Below are 17,432 nucleotides of genomic sequence, written 5' to 3' on the forward strand. Positions count from 1 at the left end.
CTTTCGTGACTTCAGACGAACGGCCCGGTCACGACGAAGAGCTTGCCGGCTCCGAGGATGGCACGGCGCCGACGCTCGATTTGGGCGTTCAGTCCACCGTCGAGTTGCGTCTCGCTGAGACGGCTGCGCCCGCGGCGAAACCCCGGCGGCGACGTCGTTGGATCTGGTGGGTCGTTCTTGCGGTCGTGGCGATCATCCTGATCACGGGCGTCATTCTCGTGGAAACAGTCGGTCGTACTTTCGCGACGAATCTGGTGCGGGATGAGATTGCCTCGTCGCTCAACCTCGAAACGACCGCGGGCGTTGCTGTTGATCTCGGCTCCGGTTCGCTCATCGTGCAAGCTCTCACGGGCGGCCTCGATGTCGTCACGATCGACGTCGATAGCTTCGAAGTGAACGGCCTTGAGTCTTCCGTCAGCGTTGTGGCGACAGGCGTTCCGATAATGACCTCGCAGCCTGTGGGCACTCTCTCGATGGATGTCTCTATTGCGGGCAGCGAAGTGTCCAAGCTTGCGACAACGTTGAGCGGCACCGGGCTCGATTCGATCGAACTCGAAGGCAGCGCCATCCGAGTGTCGACTGTCTTCAAGCTCTTGTTCTTTGAGATCCCTGTCGCCCTTGATTTGGTGCCGGTTGCTGCCGGAGACGCCGTTGCGTTTGAGCCGGAGTCGGTCATTCTGGGGGATCAACAGATCTCAGTTGCTGACCTGCGCGAGAACCCGCTCGTCTCGGGGCTGGCTGGCAGCCTATTGAGCTCTCAAGAGTTCTGTGTCGCGTCATCATTGCCGACCGCCTTGACGATCGATTCGGTTGAAGTGGCGAACGACAACCTCGTCATCCAACTCAGTGCTGACGGCATTGCGCTCGACGATGCGGCCTGGCAACAATACGGCACGTGTCCAGCGCCGTAGCTCGATTCAGCGCTAGCCGCGCCAGCCGTTAGAGTGGTCAGCATCCCCAACGCCTGTGCGGACACAATCCGCCGTTTTCCGTCTACATCTCTGTGAGGTGCGACTGTGTTCGCGAACCCGCTGGCGCCCGAGTGGCTCGAAACTCCCGCCGAAGCAAATTCTTTGCCATCGACCGTCTGGTCACGCACGTCAGCGCGCGCCGAGAACGGTGAACTGACGATTGCGGGGGTCACAGCGAGCGAGCTCGTTTCTGCCTTCGGCACTCCGGTCTACGTTGTGGACGAAGCGGATGCCATTGCTCGTGCCACCGAAATCAAGGCGGCGTTCGATTCCGAGTTCTCTCGCATCGGCTCCGGAGTCAAGGTGTATTACGCGGGCAAGGCGTTCCTCTGCACGGAGGTCGTTCGGTGGATGACGGCTGCTGGCCTCAACATTGATGTCGCCTCGGCTGGCGAGATGGCGGTTGCGCTCGCGGCTGGCACAGATGCGTCGCGTTTGGGTTTTCACGGCAACAACAAAAGTCTTTCCGAGATCGACCGTGCCGTGCGCGCGGGCATCGGCCCCATCGTTATCGACAGCGTCGTCGAAATCGGTCGGGTTGCTGAAGCCGCCACACGGCACGGTCGAACCCAGCGGGTGCGTTTGCGCATCAATAGCGGGGTTCACGCATCAACCCACGAGTACTTGGCGACGGCGCGGGAGGACCAGAAGTTTGGTGTCCCGCTTGCTGAGGCTGAAACTCTCGTGGCGCAGATCCGCTCGCATCCTTCGCTGGATTTTGTGGGCATCCATTCGCATATTGGTTCGCAGATTTTTGATACTGCGGGCTTTGCTGAGGCGGCACGTCGTTTGCTTGAGTTGCACGCGCGGTTGTCGGTGGTTGCTCCGGTGCCCGAGCTCAATCTGGGTGGCGGTTTTGGCATCGCGTATACCTCGGTTGATCAGGCTTTGCCGGTTGCTGAGCTTGCCGCGTCGCTGGCTACCATCGTTGAGGCCGAGTGCGCGCGGCTCGAGATTCCGGTACCGATCATTGCGATTGAGCCCGGCCGGTCGATCATTGGCCCGTCGACAACCACGCTCTACACGGTCGGCACGATTAAGGATGTGCTCGTTGATGGTGTCGCCGTGCGCAAGTACGTCAGCGTTGATGGCGGCATGAGCGACAACATTCGTCCTGCTTTGTATGAGGCCGACTATTCGGCTCGCATCGCGAATCGGATTTCGGATGCCGCCCCTGAGCTTGCACGCATTGTGGGCAAGCACTGCGAGGCGGGCGACATTGTCGTGCGCGCCGAGTACTTGCCTGGTGACGTCGAGATTGACGACGTGATCGCCGTGCCTGCCACTGGTGCCTACGGTTGGGCGATGTCCAACAACTACAACTATCTTGCGCGCCCGCCCGTCGTTGCGGTGCGCGATGGCCACGCCCGCATCATTGTGCGCGGCGAAACCGAAGACGACCTACTCAGCCGCGACGCGGGAATCACACCATCGGGAGACTCTGAATGATCGAATACCGCAACCTTCGCGTCGCAGTTTTGGGCGGAGGGAGTGTCGGATCGCAGGTCACCGCACTGTTGCTTGAACACGCTGACGAACTCGCCGCCCGTGCCGGAGCCGGACTTGAAGTCGTCGGCGTTGCCGTGCGCGACCTCGACGCTCCTCGCGACACCAACATCCCCCAAGAACTCCTGACGACCGATGCAGAGTCGCTCATCGTCGGAGCCGACATCGTCATCGAACTCATTGGTGGCCTCGAGCCCGCTCGCACCTGGATTCTCAAGGCTCTGCATTCAGGCGCTGACGTCATCACCGCCAACAAGGCTCTGCTGGCTCACCACGGCGCTGAACTCTTCGAAGAGGCAGCCCAAGTCGGCGCGCAGCTCTACTACGAAGCTGCTGTTGCTGGCGCGATCCCCATCATTCGCCCGTTGCGCGACAGCCTCGCTGGTGACCGCGTCAAGCGCATCCTCGGCATCGTCAACGGCACCACGAACTACATTCTTGACCGCATGGATGCCACGGGCGACAGTTTCGACGACGCCCTCGCCGAGGCGACTCGCCTCGGGTATGCCGAAGCTGACCCCACTGCAGACATCGAAGGCTATGACGCCGCCCAGAAGGCATCCCTGCTCTCGAGCCTCGCGTTCCACACTCGCGTTCCGCTGGAATCGGTCCACCGTGAGGGAATCACGGGCGTCACCGCCGAGCAGGTTATTGCGGCCCGCAAGGCTGGTTATGTCGTCAAGCTACTCGCCATTTGCGAACGCATCCTCAACGCTGACGGCACCACCGCTGGAGTCAGCTCTCGCGTGCATCCCGCACTCGTTCCGCTGACTCACCCGCTCGCTGCGGTGCACGGCGCGAACAACGCTGTGTTTGTTGAGGCCGAAGCTGCAGGCAGCCTCATGTTCTATGGCGCTGGTGCTGGCGGAATCGAAACAGCATCCGCTGTTCTCGGTGATGTCGTATCCGCTGCTCGCCGCCACGTCATTGGTGGTCCTGGCGTTGCCGAGTCGACGCACGCAAACCTGCCCATCTTGCCGATCTCTCGCGTTACGACGCGCTACCAGATCACCTTGACGGTCGTGGATGAGCCTGGTGTGCTCGCTAAGATCGCTGCCGTCTTTAGCGATAATGGCGTCTCTGTCGAGGCGGTCAATCAGACTGTCGGCGCGGTAACTGAGGGCGTGCCGAGCGCTACCCTTATTACGGTCACGCACGAAGCGACCGATGAATCGCTAGCCGCCACGGTGGCAGCGCTGACCGAGAACTCGGTGGTGCGCGATGTTGTGTCTGTTTTGAGAGTCGAAGGACTGTAGCCAATGGGCCGTGAAATCAGCAACCGACAGCGGGAAAGTCTTCTTCACAAGCACGCCGGCAGCCTCGGCTTGACGATGGCGAAGGCATGACCTCGCTCGTCGGTCGCAGTGTCGTCGTGCGCGTGCCGGCGACTTCGGCCAACCTTGGCCCGGGGTTTGACACGCTCGGGCTTGCGCTGTCGCACTATGACGAGTTGATCGTCACTGCGGTCGAGGGCTCTGGCGTCACGATTGATGTCACGGGTGTTGGCGCCGGAATTGTCGCGACCGATGAATCAAACCTCGTCATTCAGGCGATTCAGCACTGCTTTACGCACTTCGGGCAGACCATGCCAGCGCTGCACGTATCGGCGACCAATGTCATCCCGCACGGTGGGGGACTTGGTTCGTCTGCTGCGGCAATCGTTTCGGGCGTCATGGCGGCCAAGGGGCTGCTTGAGGGCATCGTCGAAATGGATGCCGCAACTCTCCTCGTACTCGCCACTGAGCTTGAGGGTCACCCCGATAACGTCGCGCCTGCCCTCTTGGGCGGCCTCACGATCGCGTGGACCACCGATTCGGGGCCGCAGGCCAAGAAGCTGATGGTGCACCGTGGAGTGTCACCTCTTGTTCTTGTGCCCGACTTCCGGGTTTCGACGGCGCATGCGCGCAGTTTGCAACCGGATGCCGTGCCCTACGCCGACGCTGTCTACAACGTTTCGCGGGCTGCGCTCCTCATTGCGGCACTCACGCAGAGCCCTGAAGTGTTGCTCGAAGCCACCGGCGATCGCCTGCACCAGGACTACCGCGCTGCAGCGATGCCGCAGACCACAGAGCTGATCCGGATGCTGCGCTCGCACGGCCATGCTGCGGTCGTTTCCGGTGCCGGGCCCTCGGTTCTGGTGCTGGCTGATGACCCCGCGAGGCGTCTCGAGGCCGCGGCTCTCGTGCAGGAGCACGCCGCAACGCCGTGGGAAAGCCTCCTCTTAGCCGTGGACTTCAAAGGTGCTACAGTGAATGAGCACCAGGTAGAAGCTACGGCGTAGTCGTAGCCTCCCGGTCGCACTTCACCCGTCGTATCCCCGAATTTAGATTCCTGCGCATCCGCGCAGACATCGGTGAGCGACTAGCTCTCCACCAAGGAAATCAATCTTGGCTGGGGAAAGGAACCCCAAGTAGTGACTGACGTCAACAACCACGCATCAAGCGTGGATTCCCGTGCCGCGCTGAGCGCGTTGCGACTGCCCGAGCTTCAAGCTATGGCAGCCGAACGCGGCATCACCGGTACTTCCAAACTTCGCAAAGGAGATCTCGTGGACGCAATTAACGAGAAGAACAACAGCAACACCGCATCAACCCCACCCACCGAGGCTGCAGCAGCTCCGGTTCGCAAGCGCGCTTCGCGCCGTGTCACGAGCACTGACGGTGCCGCCATCGCTGGCACCGAGAGCCCCGCTGGCGCTCCTCAGGTAGACAAGAGCGCTTCATCGTCGAAGGAATCAGCTGCTCAGGCACCTGCCGCCGACGCCGCAGCGGAGAAGCCGAAGACGGCTCCTCGTAAGAAGAAGACTGAGGCTGCAGTTGCTCCCGAGTCGGATGCCGCAGCAAGCACCACCGCATCGACCAGCGCAGCAGCATCCACCGATGCTCCCGCAGCCGATGCAGCCCCCAAGCGCAACCGTCGCAGCTCCAGCCGTAGCGCTGCACCTGCGGACGCATCGAACGACGAGACCTCGGCTTCGGCCGACGCGAAGTCGGCCGACGTGAAGTCGACCGACAACGACAGCAAGGCTGCCAAGGGCGGCAACAAGAACGACAACCGCAACAACAACAAGAGTGACAAGGGCAGCAACAACGCCGACAACTCTGACAAGAATTCCGACGACAAGAACGGCAACGCTGACAAGAACGGCAACGCTGACAAGAACGGCAACGCTGACAAGAACAGCAACGCTGACAAGAACAGCGGTTCTGACAACAGCGACGACAACGATTCCGACAACGAGTCGGGTTCGGGCCGTGGCCGCAACCGCAACCGCAGCCGTAATGGCAGCAGCCAAAACGCTGAGGGTTCGGGCCGTCAAAACAACAACCGTCGTCAGAACAACAACAACGATGGCAACAACGCTGAGGGCAACAACGGCGGAAACCGCAACGGCAACAACAATGGCGGAAACAGCCGTAACAACGATGACTCGCGCGGCGGCGACGTCGACTCCGAGCGCGGTGGACGCGGTCGTTACCGTGACCGCAAGCGTGGCCGTGGAAACATGGGCGACGACTTCGAGCCCGAGATCACCGATGACGACGTACTGATCCCGGTTGCCGGCATCCTCGACGTTCTCGACAACTACGCTTTCGTGCGCACCACTGGTTACCTTCCCGGTAACAGCGACGTGTACGTGTCGCTTGGCCAGGTCAAGAAGTACAATCTCCGCAAGGGTGACGCCGTTGTTGGCGCTATTCGCCAGCCGCGTGAGGGTGACAACAGCCAGGGCCGCCAGAAGTACAACGCGATCGTGCGCATCGACTCGATCAACGGTCTTCCCGTTGAAGAGGCTGCGAACCGCGTTGAATTCGGCAAGCTCACACCGCTCTACCCGCAGGATCGTTTGCGTCTCGAGACTGAGCCGTCGATGCTGTCGACGCGCATCATCGACCTTGCTGCTCCGATCGGTAAGGGCCAGCGCGGACTAATCGTCTCGCCGCCCAAGGCAGGCAAGACGCAGATTCTTCAGGCCATCGCGAACGCGATCTCCAAGAACAACCCCGAGGTTCACCTCATGGTTGTTCTCGTTGACGAACGCCCAGAAGAAGTTACGGACATGCAGCGCACCGTCAAGGGCGAAGTTATTGCTTCGACCTTCGACCGCCCCGCTGAAGACCACACCACGGTTGCCGAATTGGCTATCGAGCGCGCTAAGCGTCTCGTCGAGCTGGGCCACGACGTAGTCGTACTGCTCGACTCGATCACGCGCCTCGGCCGTGCCTACAACCTGACTTCACCGGCCTCAGGTCGCGTTCTTTCCGGTGGCGTCGACTCCGCAGCGCTGTACCCGCCGAAGCGTTTCTTCGGTGCGGCTCGCAACGTTGAAGAGGGCGGCTCGCTCACCATCATCGCTACCGCGCTCGTCGAGACCGGTTCGAAGATGGACGAGGTTATCTTCGAAGAGTTCAAGGGCACTGGCAACATGGAACTGCGTCTGTCGCGCCAGCTGGCTGACAAGCGCATCTTCCCCGCCGTCGACTTCAACGCATCCGGAACACGTCGCGAAGAGATGCTTCTCGGGGCAGACGAAGTCAAGGTCACTTGGAACTTGCGTCGTGCCCTCGCCGGTCTCGACCAGCAGGCTGCACTCGAGATCGTGTTGAATAAGCTGAAGGAGACGCAGTCGAACGTTGAGTTCCTCATGCAGATCCAGAAGTCACTTCCTTCCACTAACGGCACAAAAGAGGACTAACTATGTTCGAGTCAGTACAGTCGCTGCTGACCGAGCATGCGGAGCTTGAGGGTCAGCTTGCTGACCCCGAGCTCCACTCCGACCCGGTCCGCTCGAAGAAAGTCAACCGACGTTACGCCGAGTTGTCGCGCATTGTCGCGGCCTACAACGACTGGCGTCAGCTGACGGACGACCTTGCGGCAGCCACTGAAATGGCTGACGAAGATGCGTCGTTTGCCGAAGAGATTCCCGGCCTCACCGAGACTCTCGATGCTGCACAAGAGAAACTGCGTCGCATCTTGATTCCGCGTGACCCCAACGATTCCCGTGACGTGATCATGGAAATCAAAATGGGTGAAGGTGGTGCCGAGTCGGCTCTCTTCGCTGGTGACCTGCTGCGCATGTACTTGCACTACGCAGAGTCGAAGAAGTGGAAGACAGAGATCATCGAGCAGACCTCGAGCGACCTCGGTGGCATCAAAGATGTTCAGTTGGCCGTTAAGGGCAACTCGAGCGATCCCGCTGAGGGCGTCTGGGCGCACTTGAAGTACGAGGGGGGAGTGCACCGCGTTCAGCGTGTGCCCGCCACCGAGTCTCAAGGTCGCATCCACACCTCCGCTGCTGGTGTGCTCGTGTTCCCTGAGGTCGACGAGCCTGAAGAGGTTGAGATCAGCCAGAACGATCTCAAGATCGATGTTTACCGTTCCTCGGGTCCCGGTGGCCAGTCGGTGAACACCACTGACTCCGCTGTTCGTATTACTCACCTTCCGACCGGTATCGTCGTGGCGATGCAGAACGAGAAATCGCAACTGCAAAACCGCGAAGCCGGTATGCGGGTGCTGCGTGCGCGCATCTTGGCTCGTTACCAAGAAGAGGCGGATGCCGAGGCGAGCGAGTACCGCAAGAGCCAGATCCGCACGATGGATCGCTCCGAGCGCATTCGCACGTACAACTTCCCAGAAAACCGTATCGCAGATCACCGCACCGGGTACAAGGCCTACAACCTTGACCAGGCGATCAACGGCGCCCTCGAGCCTGTCATCCAGTCGTGCATCATGGCCGATGAAGAGGCTCGTTTGGCTGCGGTAGGAAACGACTCCTGAACGAGGCAATGACTGCCGAGCACAACATCAGTGTCGCTGACCTTGTAGGCAGCGGCACTGAATTGTTGGGTGCTGCAGGAGTTCCGTCTCCGACGGTCGATGCGGAACTGCTGGTCGCTCACGTGCTCGAGCTGAGCCGTGGCGAGTTGCGGGTTCGCCTGGTCACCGGTGCGCTGGTGCCCCCTGCCGCAGAAGCTACCGTTCGCGAATTGTTTGCCCGCCGTGCTGCCCGCGAGCCGTTGCAGCACATCACTGGTATCGCGCCGTTCCGCAATCTTGAATTGCGTGTTGGCCCCGGCGTCTTTGTGCCGCGGCCCGAAACAGAAACTGTCGTGCAGTTCGCGATCGATGCCCTCACTCTCAGCGCAACGCCTGAGCCGATCGGTGTCGATCTTGGCACCGGAAGCGGCGCGATTGCACTCTCGATGGCCACCGAGGTGCCGCGCGCTCGTATTTATGCGGTCGAGTTGTCACCGGACGCGATGCCGTACACAAGCGAGAACTTTCGTCGCTACGGCGCCGATAACGCGACGCTCATCAACGCCGACCTGGGGGACGCTTTTCCCGAGCTCAACGGCACCGTTGACGTGGTCATTTCGAACCCGCCGTACATCCCGGCCGCCGCAATCCCGCGCGATATCGAAGTGCAACTCCACGACCCCGCTCTGGCTCTCTACGGCGGAGAAGACGGTATGGATGTCGTACGCCGCGTCTCAACGACGGCTCGCCGTCTGTTGCACCAGGGTGGCACTCTCGTGCTCGAGCACGGCGAGGAGCAAGCTCCGGCATTGGCCGCGCTGCTCACGGCGGACGGCTGGAACGCCGTAGCTCACCACAAAGACCTCCTCGGCCGCGACCGCGCCACTACAGCGCTGCTGTAACGACCGGGTTTCGCCGGGTTCACCGCCCGCAGCGCGTGTGCAGAGGCGCTCTAGGTGCGAGCAGCCGCAAACTCTTCAATCGCCTGGTGCAGTTCTGCTCCGCTGCGAAAGTGGTGTCCGGTGATGCCGAGGGATTCGGCACCCGTCACGTTCTCGGCTAGATCGTCGGCGAAGAACGCGTTATCGGCGTCGATGCCGTACGCCTCCAACGTGCGCTCGAACACGACCGGGTTAGGTTTGCGAGCGCCGTAGAAACTCGATGTGCGCAAGTGGGTGCCGAAAATATCCACAAGCTCGGGAGCGACCACGGGAAGGTTATCTCCGAGCAGTGATCCGTTGTTGGTGAGCAGGGTCGCTTGGCCCAGTTCGGACGCGCGTCGGGCAGCGGCGAGCGAATCGGGCCAAGCCGTCATCGCATTGGATCGAATCTCTAGCCAGCGCTCGACATCCACGCTGTGGCCGATCGCTTCTTCAAAGGCCGCGAGGTACTCTTCGCCGGTCGGATACAGCCCTGCTTCGGCACCAAATTCGCCATTGTCGTGCCACCAGAGGCGTCGCAATTCGAGAAAACTGCGGCCGGTTAGCTCGCTGAGAGCGGCCATTCGTGCGCGCCAGTCGTACTCATAGAGCACGTCATCCATGTCAAAGATGAAAAGCAGCGTCATTGTTGGCCTTCGCTATCTGTTAGTCGTGATCAGTCTTTCACTGTTTCGCCCGGTACCATGTTGGGGACATGGATGACCTTTTTGATTGTGCCGACGAAGCGCAGCTCTTGACCGGCATGCGACTCGCTCGCGTCGCTATTGGCCGCGGCGATCTCGTTGTGATCCCTACTGACACTGTTTACGGGGTGGCGGCTGACGCGTTCCAGCCCGAGGCGGTGCAGAAGTTGATTGATGCCAAAGGGCGCACGAGGCAGTCTCCTCCGCCGGTGTTGATCCCGGGCATCCCAACCCTTGATGCGCTTGCCGCCCAGGTCCCTGACGAGGTTCGCGAACTGGTTGCCGAGTTTTGGCCCGGTGGCCTCACGATCATTCTTCCGGCGCAGCCTTCGCTGATCTGGGATCTGGGCGAGACTCAGGGCACAGTGGCGTTGCGGATGCCGTCGAGCCGTATTGCTCTCGAACTGTTGTCAGAGACGGGTCCGCTTGCGGTCTCGAGCGCTAACAGCACGGGTCTGCCGGCGGCACGCTCGGCGGCCGCGGCAAAGGAGATGCTGGGGGAGTCGGTTTCGGTCTACCTCGACGATGGCGAGGGCGGCGAGCTCGCTTCAACGATTGTGGATGCTACGGGTTTGCTTGTCGACGGCGGCAAACTGCGCATCGTGCGTGAGGGCGTCATTTCGGCCGACGCCATTCGCGATCTGATCGGGGCCGATCGGTGCGAATAGTTTTTTACTTCCTCATTGCGGGTATCGCCGCAATGGTCACCTATGCCTTGTCGCTGGTTGTGCTCAAAATGAGCCTCAAGTACAAGCTGTATCCGCAGGTTCGCCAGCGTGATGTGCACACGACTCCGACACCACGACTCGGTGGTGTGGCGATGTTCTTCGGAATTGTCGTCGCTTTCGCGGTGGCGTCGAGCTTTGACAACTTTTCTTTGATTTTCGACGAGCCAAGCAAAGTGTTTGGTTTGCTCGGTGGAGCTCTCATTGTCGTGGTGATTGGCGTTGCTGACGACATTTGGGATCTTGATTGGCTCACCAAGTTGGCGGGCCAGATCATCGCGGCTTTTGTCGTCGCGTGGCCCGGCGTGCAGCTTTCTACGCTCCCAATCGGGGGCAAGACGATCGTGTCGCCCCATATCTCGCTCATCATCACTATCTTCGCGATAGTTCTCGTGATGAACGCGGTGAACTTCATCGACGGTCTCGACGGCCTTGTTGCGGGCGTCGCGATCATCGCGAGCAGCGTTTTCTTTGTGTATGCCTATCTATTGCAGGGGCAAGCGCAAACGGAATACTTCAACTTGGCGTCCCTCGCGACAGCCATCTTAATCGGTGCCTGCGTCGGGCTGCTTCCCGTTAACTTCCATCCTGCCAAGATGTTCATGGGCGACTCCGGTGCTCTACTCGTCGGACTCGTGATGGCGGCGTCTGCAATCTCCGTGACGGGCCAAGTGGACAACACAGAATTGGCTCAGCCTGACCAATTCACGCTCAGTTTCTTGCCGGCCTTCATCCCGATCCTTCTCCCGGTTGCAGTCTTAGTGATCCCGTTGTTAGATTTTGGGCTTGCCATCTTGCGACGGCTCCGGGCAGGCAAATCGCCCTTCACTGCAGACCGCAAACATTTGCATCACCGCCTGCTCGACATGGGGCACTCCCACCTGCACGCTGTTCTCATCCTGTACAGCTGGACGTTTGTGGCCTCGGTCGGCGTTCTCGCCTTCACCTTCGTGCCGTGGCGGTGGGCGGCGCTTATGTTCGTCGTCGGTCTCGCTGGCTGCGCAGCTCTCACGCTCGCACCTCTCAGTCGTCGCAAGTCGCGTGAGGCTGCTGCGCAGCGCCTCGCGGCCGAGCAAGAGTCTCTCGACGATGCACGATATGACGGTCTGGATGCCGCCTCCAACGACAGTTCGACCCAGCACAACACAAAGGAACCCACCGAATGAAGTCCTCCGCAATTCTCGGCCGCGCGATCGCCTACGGGGCAATCTTGACCGTCAGCATCGCTGTGGTCGGCTCCATCGTGGGGTACCTCGTCGCAGACACCTCCGGGCTGATCAGTGCCTTGATCGGCGCTGGGCTCACGGCCCTCTTTATGGCGCTTACTGCCGGCAGTATTGTCGTCGCGTCGCGGGCAACCGGTGGCGATTCATCGAGCACCATTTTCTTCGCGATCGTTCTGGGCGCGTGGCTGATCAAGTTCGTCTTGTTCATCGCCATCTTGGTTGTGCTGCGCGGCCAACCGTTCCTGGAGCCTGTCGTATTCTTCTTCTCGATCCTCGCGGCGGTGCTCGGTAGCCTCATCGTCGACGTGCTGGCGTTTGTTCGTGCGCGGGAAAGTTACGTGCCCGGAGTGCAGTTGCCGGGTGAAGATACCTCGACGTCAAACTAATCTGGCGGATTCGCCCGCAGATTCGTCGTGAGCGTAATTCTCTTGATAGAGTTAGTTCCTGTTACAACCCCCCAATTTTCATCGCCGCGTAGTTACACGCCCCGATTCTGGAGACAGCGCTGTTATATAACGCTCTCGCGCTCTTAGCGCCCTTTGCCACCGATGACGGATCAGGCGATGGGGGCTTTCATGGCCCCTCGCTTATTGAGTTTGTCCCGCCCGGGTTTCTTTTCGTAGACACCCCCTTCGAAATCAACAGACTCATGTTGGTCCGCTTCATCGCGGTCGCCGTGCTGATTCTGTTGTTCTGGGTCGGCACCCGGCGCATGCGGATGATTCCGGGTCGCGGCCAGAGCATCCTCGAGATGGCTGTTGGTTTCGTCCAGTCGAATATCGCGGATGGCGCGCTAGGCAAGGTAGACGGCAAGCGGTTCATGCCGTTGCTCGCAACGATGTTCTTCATGGTGCTCGCGATGAACCTCACGGGTATCGTCCCTGGGCTCAACGTCGCGGGTACAGCCGTAATCGGTGTTCCACTGGTTCTCGCTCTTGTGGCGTACGTTGTTTTCATTTACGCCGGCATCAAAAAGCAGGGCATCACCTTCTTCAAGGCGTCGCTCTTCCCCGCCGGTGTCCCGTGGCCGCTCTACTTCATCGTTACTCCGATTGAGTTCGTTTCCACCTTCATCCTTCGTCCGGTAACTCTCGCACTGCGACTCCTGATGAACATGATCGCCGGTCACATGCTCCTCGTGCTGTGCTTCTCGGCAACGCACTTCTTCCTGTTCACTGCTGGCGGCCTCTTCGGTCTCTTCAGCATTGGCACCCTCGCCTTTGGCTTCATCTTCACAATCTTCGAACTCCTTGTTGCGGTACTTCAGGCCTATGTCTTTACATTCCTGACCGCCGTATACATCCAGCTCGCGCTGGTCGAAGAGCACTAGACCGATCCCGGCACTCGCCTGGATTAGAAAACCACGGAAGGAAACACAAATGAACGTCGCAGAGCTGACTGGAAACATTGCACCCCTCGCATTCGGTGTTGCAACCATCGGACCCGCAATCGGTGTAGGCATCGTTGTGGGCAAGACCGTTGAGTCTGTTGCCCGCCAACCAGAACTTCAGGGTCGCCTCACGGGCCTCATGTTCCTCGGTATTGCATTCACCGAGGCGCTCGCGTTCATCGCGATCGCAGTTGCATTCATCCCTTTCCCCGGCTAATTACTAACAACTGATTGAGGAGGCTGGGATGCTTAGCGCACTACTGGCTGCTGCAGAAGACACTGAGGCTGATGTAATCAACCCGCTTCTTCCCGCAGATTACGACATCATTTGGTCGTTGGTTTGCTTCGCGATCATCTTGTTCTTCTTCTGGAAGAAGTTTCTTCCGGCACTGACGAAGACGCTCGATGCTCGCGCTGAGGCCATCGAAGGTGGCATCAAGAAGGCTGAGATCGCTCAGGCTGAAGCCGCTGAAGCTCTTGAGCAGTACAAGACGCAACTCGCCGAAGGGCGTGCCGAGGCCGCGAAGATTCGCGAACAGGCACGACTTGAGGGCACCGAGATCGTCAACGAGCTCAAAGAGCAGGCAACGGTTGAGGCTGCTCGCATCACTGCGAACGCACAAGCCACGATCGAAGCAGAGCGCCAAGCAGCTCTCGTCTCGCTCCGCAGCGAAGTTGGCTCCATGGCCATCGACCTCGCATCGGGCGTTATCGGGCAGAGCTTGACGGACGACAAGAAGTCCTCCGCACTCGTCGACCAGTTCCTGGCTGACCTTGAGGCTTCAGAGAAGGCGAAGGCGAAGAAGTAATGGGATCAGCTACGAGAGAAGCGCTTGTAGCAGCGAAGGATGCTCTGTCATCCGTCACTGTCAAGAACTCTCTGGCCACTGGCGCAGAGCTGTTTGAAGCAGGGCGTGTCGTGGGCGATTCCGCTCAACTGCGCTCCGCTTTGGCCGATCCTGCCGCCGCTGCGAAAGACAAGGCCGCCATTGTCGGTTCGGTTTTCTCGTCGCTGAGCGCGTCAGCGCGCACCGTACTTACAGCCATCGTGAGTGTTCGTTGGTCGGATGCCGATGACCTGCTTGCAGGAATCGAAGAGATCGGCATTCGCGCAATCGCTAAGTCCGCTCCGGCGAAGCTCTCCATTGATGACGAACTGTTCGCTTTCGGCGACACTGTGTCATCCGATGCTGAGTTGGAACTCGCTGTCGGAAGCAAACTTGGTTCCGCTGCATCGAAGTCGTCCTTGGTTCGCGAACTGCTCGCAGGCAAAGCCTCCGATCAGTCAATCGCCATCATCGACCAGCTCGTGCAGCAGCCGCGTGGCCGCCGCATCGGCGAGCTCGTCGCAACAGCCGCTGACATCGTGGCTGACCAAGCGGGCAAGTCAGTCGCGACAATTACGACTGCCGCGCCGTTGAAGGCCGCACAGCTCGAACGTCTGCGCGCCGGCCTTACCAAGAATTACGGACGCGAGCTCAAGCTCAACGTTCGTATTGACCCCTCGCTCATCGGTGGGGTACGCGTTCAAATCGGTGACGAAGTCATCGACGGCAGCGTTTCCACCAAGCTCAATGACCTCAGGATCCAACTCGCGGGCTAGCGAGTTAGCAGACCTTTCCACGGAATAGGAAAACACAATGGCAGAACTCAGCATCAGTCCGGACGAGATCCGCGACGCGCTCAAGGACTTCGTCAAGGCTTACGAGCCTGGCAAGGCTGCGACAACCGAAACGGGCACCGTCGTAGACGCTGCCGACGGTATCGCTCACGTTGACGGCCTCCCCGGCGTCATGGCCAACGAACTCATTCGCTTCGCTGACGGAACTCTGGGCCTCGCTCAGAACCTCGACGAAGACGAGATCGGTGTTGTAATCCTCGGTGAATTCACCGGCATCGTCGAGGGCATGGAAGTAACTCGCACAGGCGAAGTCCTTTCCGCGCCCGTCGGAGACGCATTCCTCGGTCGTGTGGTTGACCCCCTGGGCGCCCCGATCGATGGTCTGGGTGAGATCAAGGCTGAGGGCCGTCGTGCTCTTGAACTTCAGGCTCCCGGCGTCATGGACCGCAAGAGTGTCCACGAGCCCATGCAGACCGGTATCAAGGCAATCGACGCCATGATCCCGATCGGCCGTGGACAGCGTCAGCTCATCATTGGTGACCGCCAGACCGGTAAGACGGCCATCGCGATCGACACCATCATCAACCAGAAGGAAAACTGGGAGTCCGGCGACGAGAACAAGCAGGTTCGCTGCATCTACGTCGCTATCGGCCAGAAGGGTTCGACGATTGCTGCCGTCAAGGGCGCACTCGAAGAAGCCGGCGCCATGGAGTACACCACCATCGTGGCGGCTCCCGCCTCCGACCCCGCAGGATTCAAGTACCTCGCTCCTTACACCGGTTCGGCCATCGGCCAGCACTGGATGTACGGCGGCAAGCACGTACTGATCATCTTCGATGACCTCTCCAAGCAGGCTGAGGCCTACCGTGCGGTATCGCTGCTCCTTCGCCGTCCGCCAGGGCGTGAAGCATACCCCGGTGACGTGTTCTACCTGCACTCCCGTCTGCTCGAGCGTTGTGCCAAGCTCTCCGACGAGCTAGGTGCCGGATCGATGACGGGCCTGCCCATCATCGAGACCAAGGCAAACGACGTTGCAGCGTACATCCCGACCAACGTGATCTCGATCACCGACGGCCAGATCTTCCTGCAGTCTGACCTCTTCAACGCTAACCAGCGCCCCGCCGTCGACGTCGGAATTTCGGTTTCGCGTGTTGGTGGAGACGCCCAGGTCAAGTCGATCAAGAAGGTCTCGGGAACGCTGAAGCTTGAGCTTGCTCAGTACCGCTCGCTCGAAGCATTCGCGATGTTCGCATCCGACCTCGACCCCACCAGCCGTCGCCAGCTTGCTCGAGGCGCTCGCCTCACCGAGCTGCTTCGCCAGCCGCAGTACTCGCCGTTCCCCGTCGAGAAGCAGGTCGTTTCGATCTGGGCCGGCACCAACGGCAAGCTCGATGAGGTTCCTGTTGAAGACATCCTGCGTTTTGAGAGCGAGCTGCACGACTACCTCGCCCGCAACACCAAGGTTCTCGACACCCTTCGCGAGAAGAACGCCCTCGATGACCAGCTGATCGCCGACATGGATGCCGGAGTTGAAGCCTTCAAGCTTGGCTTCCAGACGGGTGAGGGTAAGTCGCTCAACTCCGTTGGTTCTGAGCAGTTCGAAGAGATCGCTGAAGAAGACATCGCTCAAGAGAAGATCGTCAAGCAGAAGCGCTGAGCTCTGCACCAGTGATCATCGACCAACACGACATAGAAAGTTAGAAAGCCATGGGAGCGCAACTTCGGGTCTACCGGCAGAAAATTAGTTCTGCCAAGACGACCAAGAAGATCACACGCGCGATGGAGCTGATCTCCGCGTCGCGCATTCAAAAGGCGAAGCAGCGGGTTGCTGCATCGGGTCCGTACTCACGTGCGGTCACTCGCGCCGTCTCGGCGGTGGCGACTTTCTCGAATGTCGATCACGTGCTGACAACCGAACCAGAGTCAATCGACCGCGCAGCGGTCCTCATCTTCTCGAGTGACCGCGGACTCGCGGGAGCGTTCAACTCGAACGTTCTTCGTGAAGCTGGCGAGCTCGCTGCTCGACTCGAAGCTGAAGGCAAAGAGGTTGTGTACTACCTCGTGGGCCGCAAGGCCGCCGCTTACTTTGCTTTCCGCAAGCGTGACGCAGAACAGATTTGGACTGGCGGAACGGACTCACCAGAGTTCGAAATCGCTAAGGAAATCGGCGATGCAGTCGTCAGCAAGTTCTTGCAGCCGGCAAGCGAAGGTGGAGTGGACGAGATTCATATCGTCTACAACCGCCTCGTCAGCATGCTTTTGCAGGTTCCTGAGGTCGTTCGTCTTCTCCCACTGGAGATCGTTGAGGGTGTTGAGGCGCCCGAGGAGTCGGAGATTCTTCCGCTCTACGAGTTCGAACCAGAGGTAGACAAGGTGCTCGACGCCTTGCTTCCTGTGTACATCGAGAGCCGTATCTTCAACGCCATGCTCCAGTCCGCTGCTGCAAAGCACGCGGCAACGCAGAAGGCAATGAAGTCTGCAAGCGACAACGCAGACAAGCTCATCAACGACTACACGCGCTTGGCCAACAACGCGCGTCAGTCGGAGATCACCCAGCAGATTTCCGAGATCGTGGGCGGCGCGGACGCCCTCAGCTCGGCTAAGTAAGAACC

The 17,432-nt window shown here is 60.0% G+C and carries 17 protein-coding genes; 16 read left to right on the top strand and 1 reads right to left on the bottom strand.

Annotated features, from left to right (window positions below):
* Window positions 1-5 precede the first annotated feature (5 nt).
* The 7 genes from I6E74_RS13420 (at window position 6) to prmC (ending at window position 9,136) form a co-directional block, all read left to right on the top strand.
* Window positions 6-911 carry a DUF2993 domain-containing protein gene (locus I6E74_RS13420; RefSeq protein ID WP_197126555.1) on the top strand — a complete coding sequence of 302 codons (906 nt, stop codon included), beginning with the start codon at window positions 6-8 and terminating at the stop codon, window positions 909-911.
* A 105-nt stretch (window positions 912-1,016) separates the two neighbouring features.
* A complete protein-coding gene (gene lysA / locus I6E74_RS13425; RefSeq protein WP_197126557.1) occupies window positions 1,017-2,420 on the top strand; it encodes a diaminopimelate decarboxylase in 1,404 nt (467 codons plus the stop codon).
* A complete protein-coding gene (locus I6E74_RS13430; protein WP_197126559.1) occupies window positions 2,417-3,733 on the top strand; it encodes a homoserine dehydrogenase in 1,317 nt (438 codons plus the stop codon). The genes lysA and I6E74_RS13430 overlap by 4 nt, the downstream gene beginning before the upstream one ends.
* Before the next feature lie 86 nt (window positions 3,734-3,819).
* Window positions 3,820-4,758, top strand: coding sequence for a homoserine kinase (gene thrB / locus I6E74_RS13435; RefSeq protein WP_197126561.1), 939 nt, complete (start codon window positions 3,820-3,822; stop codon window positions 4,756-4,758).
* Between the two features lie 132 nt (window positions 4,759-4,890).
* The gene (rho, locus tag I6E74_RS13440; RefSeq protein WP_197126564.1) at window positions 4,891-7,173 is read left to right on the top strand and encodes a transcription termination factor Rho; all 2,283 of its coding nucleotides are present in this window, start codon (window positions 4,891-4,893) and stop codon (window positions 7,171-7,173) included.
* Window positions 7,174-7,175: 2 nt separating this feature from the next.
* Complete coding sequence (gene prfA / locus I6E74_RS13445; protein WP_197126566.1) at window positions 7,176-8,255, top strand: peptide chain release factor 1; 1,080 nt, start codon at window positions 7,176-7,178, stop codon at window positions 8,253-8,255.
* 8 nt (window positions 8,256-8,263) lie between these two features.
* Window positions 8,264-9,136 (top strand): peptide chain release factor N(5)-glutamine methyltransferase, encoded by an 873-nt coding sequence (gene prmC, locus I6E74_RS13450; RefSeq protein ID WP_197126567.1) that lies wholly within the window; start codon window positions 8,264-8,266, stop codon window positions 9,134-9,136.
* A 50-nt stretch (window positions 9,137-9,186) separates the two neighbouring features.
* Here prmC and I6E74_RS13455 read toward each other — a convergent pair whose 3' ends face one another.
* Window positions 9,187-9,801, bottom strand: a complete 615-nt coding sequence (locus tag I6E74_RS13455) for an HAD family hydrolase (protein ID WP_197126569.1) — start codon at window positions 9,799-9,801, stop codon at window positions 9,187-9,189.
* A gap of 68 nt (window positions 9,802-9,869) precedes the next feature.
* On the opposite strand from I6E74_RS13455, the gene I6E74_RS13460 reads away from it, so the two are divergent.
* From I6E74_RS13460 to I6E74_RS13500, 9 genes are all read left to right on the top strand, one after another.
* Window positions 9,870-10,526 carry an L-threonylcarbamoyladenylate synthase gene (locus I6E74_RS13460; RefSeq protein WP_197126575.1) on the top strand — a complete coding sequence of 219 codons (657 nt, stop codon included), beginning with the start codon at window positions 9,870-9,872 and terminating at the stop codon, window positions 10,524-10,526.
* Window positions 10,523-11,749: an MraY family glycosyltransferase gene (locus tag I6E74_RS13465; protein WP_307784492.1), complete on the top strand. Its 1,227-nt coding sequence runs from the start codon at window positions 10,523-10,525 to the stop codon at window positions 11,747-11,749. The genes I6E74_RS13460 and I6E74_RS13465 overlap by 4 nt, the downstream gene beginning before the upstream one ends.
* Window positions 11,746-12,195 carry a hypothetical protein gene (locus I6E74_RS13470; protein WP_197126577.1) on the top strand — a complete coding sequence of 150 codons (450 nt, stop codon included), beginning with the start codon at window positions 11,746-11,748 and terminating at the stop codon, window positions 12,193-12,195. Before I6E74_RS13465 ends, I6E74_RS13470 begins: the two co-directional genes overlap by 4 nt.
* A 119-nt stretch (window positions 12,196-12,314) precedes the next feature.
* Window positions 12,315-13,139, top strand: coding sequence for a F0F1 ATP synthase subunit A (gene atpB / locus I6E74_RS13475; RefSeq protein WP_197126757.1), 825 nt, complete (start codon window positions 12,315-12,317; stop codon window positions 13,137-13,139).
* Between the two features lie 49 nt (window positions 13,140-13,188).
* Entirely contained in the window at window positions 13,189-13,416 is a 228-nt protein-coding gene (gene atpE, locus I6E74_RS13480) for an ATP synthase F0 subunit C (RefSeq protein WP_197108946.1), read from the top strand.
* A 28-nt stretch (window positions 13,417-13,444) separates the two neighbouring features.
* Window positions 13,445-14,008: a F0F1 ATP synthase subunit B gene (locus I6E74_RS13485; RefSeq protein WP_197126579.1), complete on the top strand. Its 564-nt coding sequence runs from the start codon at window positions 13,445-13,447 to the stop codon at window positions 14,006-14,008.
* On the top strand, window positions 14,008-14,802 hold the full coding sequence (locus I6E74_RS13490) for a F0F1 ATP synthase subunit delta (protein ID WP_197126581.1): 795 nt from the start codon (window positions 14,008-14,010) through the stop codon (window positions 14,800-14,802). Before I6E74_RS13485 ends, I6E74_RS13490 begins: the two co-directional genes overlap by 1 nt.
* A 37-nt stretch (window positions 14,803-14,839) precedes the next feature.
* A complete protein-coding gene (gene atpA / locus I6E74_RS13495) occupies window positions 14,840-16,477 on the top strand; it encodes a F0F1 ATP synthase subunit alpha (protein ID WP_197126583.1) in 1,638 nt (545 codons plus the stop codon).
* A 50-nt stretch (window positions 16,478-16,527) separates the two neighbouring features.
* Entirely contained in the window at window positions 16,528-17,427 is a 900-nt protein-coding gene (locus I6E74_RS13500) for a F0F1 ATP synthase subunit gamma (RefSeq protein ID WP_197126585.1), read from the top strand.
* The last annotated feature ends 5 nt before the right edge of the window (window positions 17,428-17,432 follow it).

Source organism: Salinibacterium sp. SWN139, assembly GCF_015864625.1.
In the GTDB taxonomy this organism is placed as follows: domain Bacteria; phylum Actinomycetota; class Actinomycetes; order Actinomycetales; family Microbacteriaceae; genus Rhodoglobus.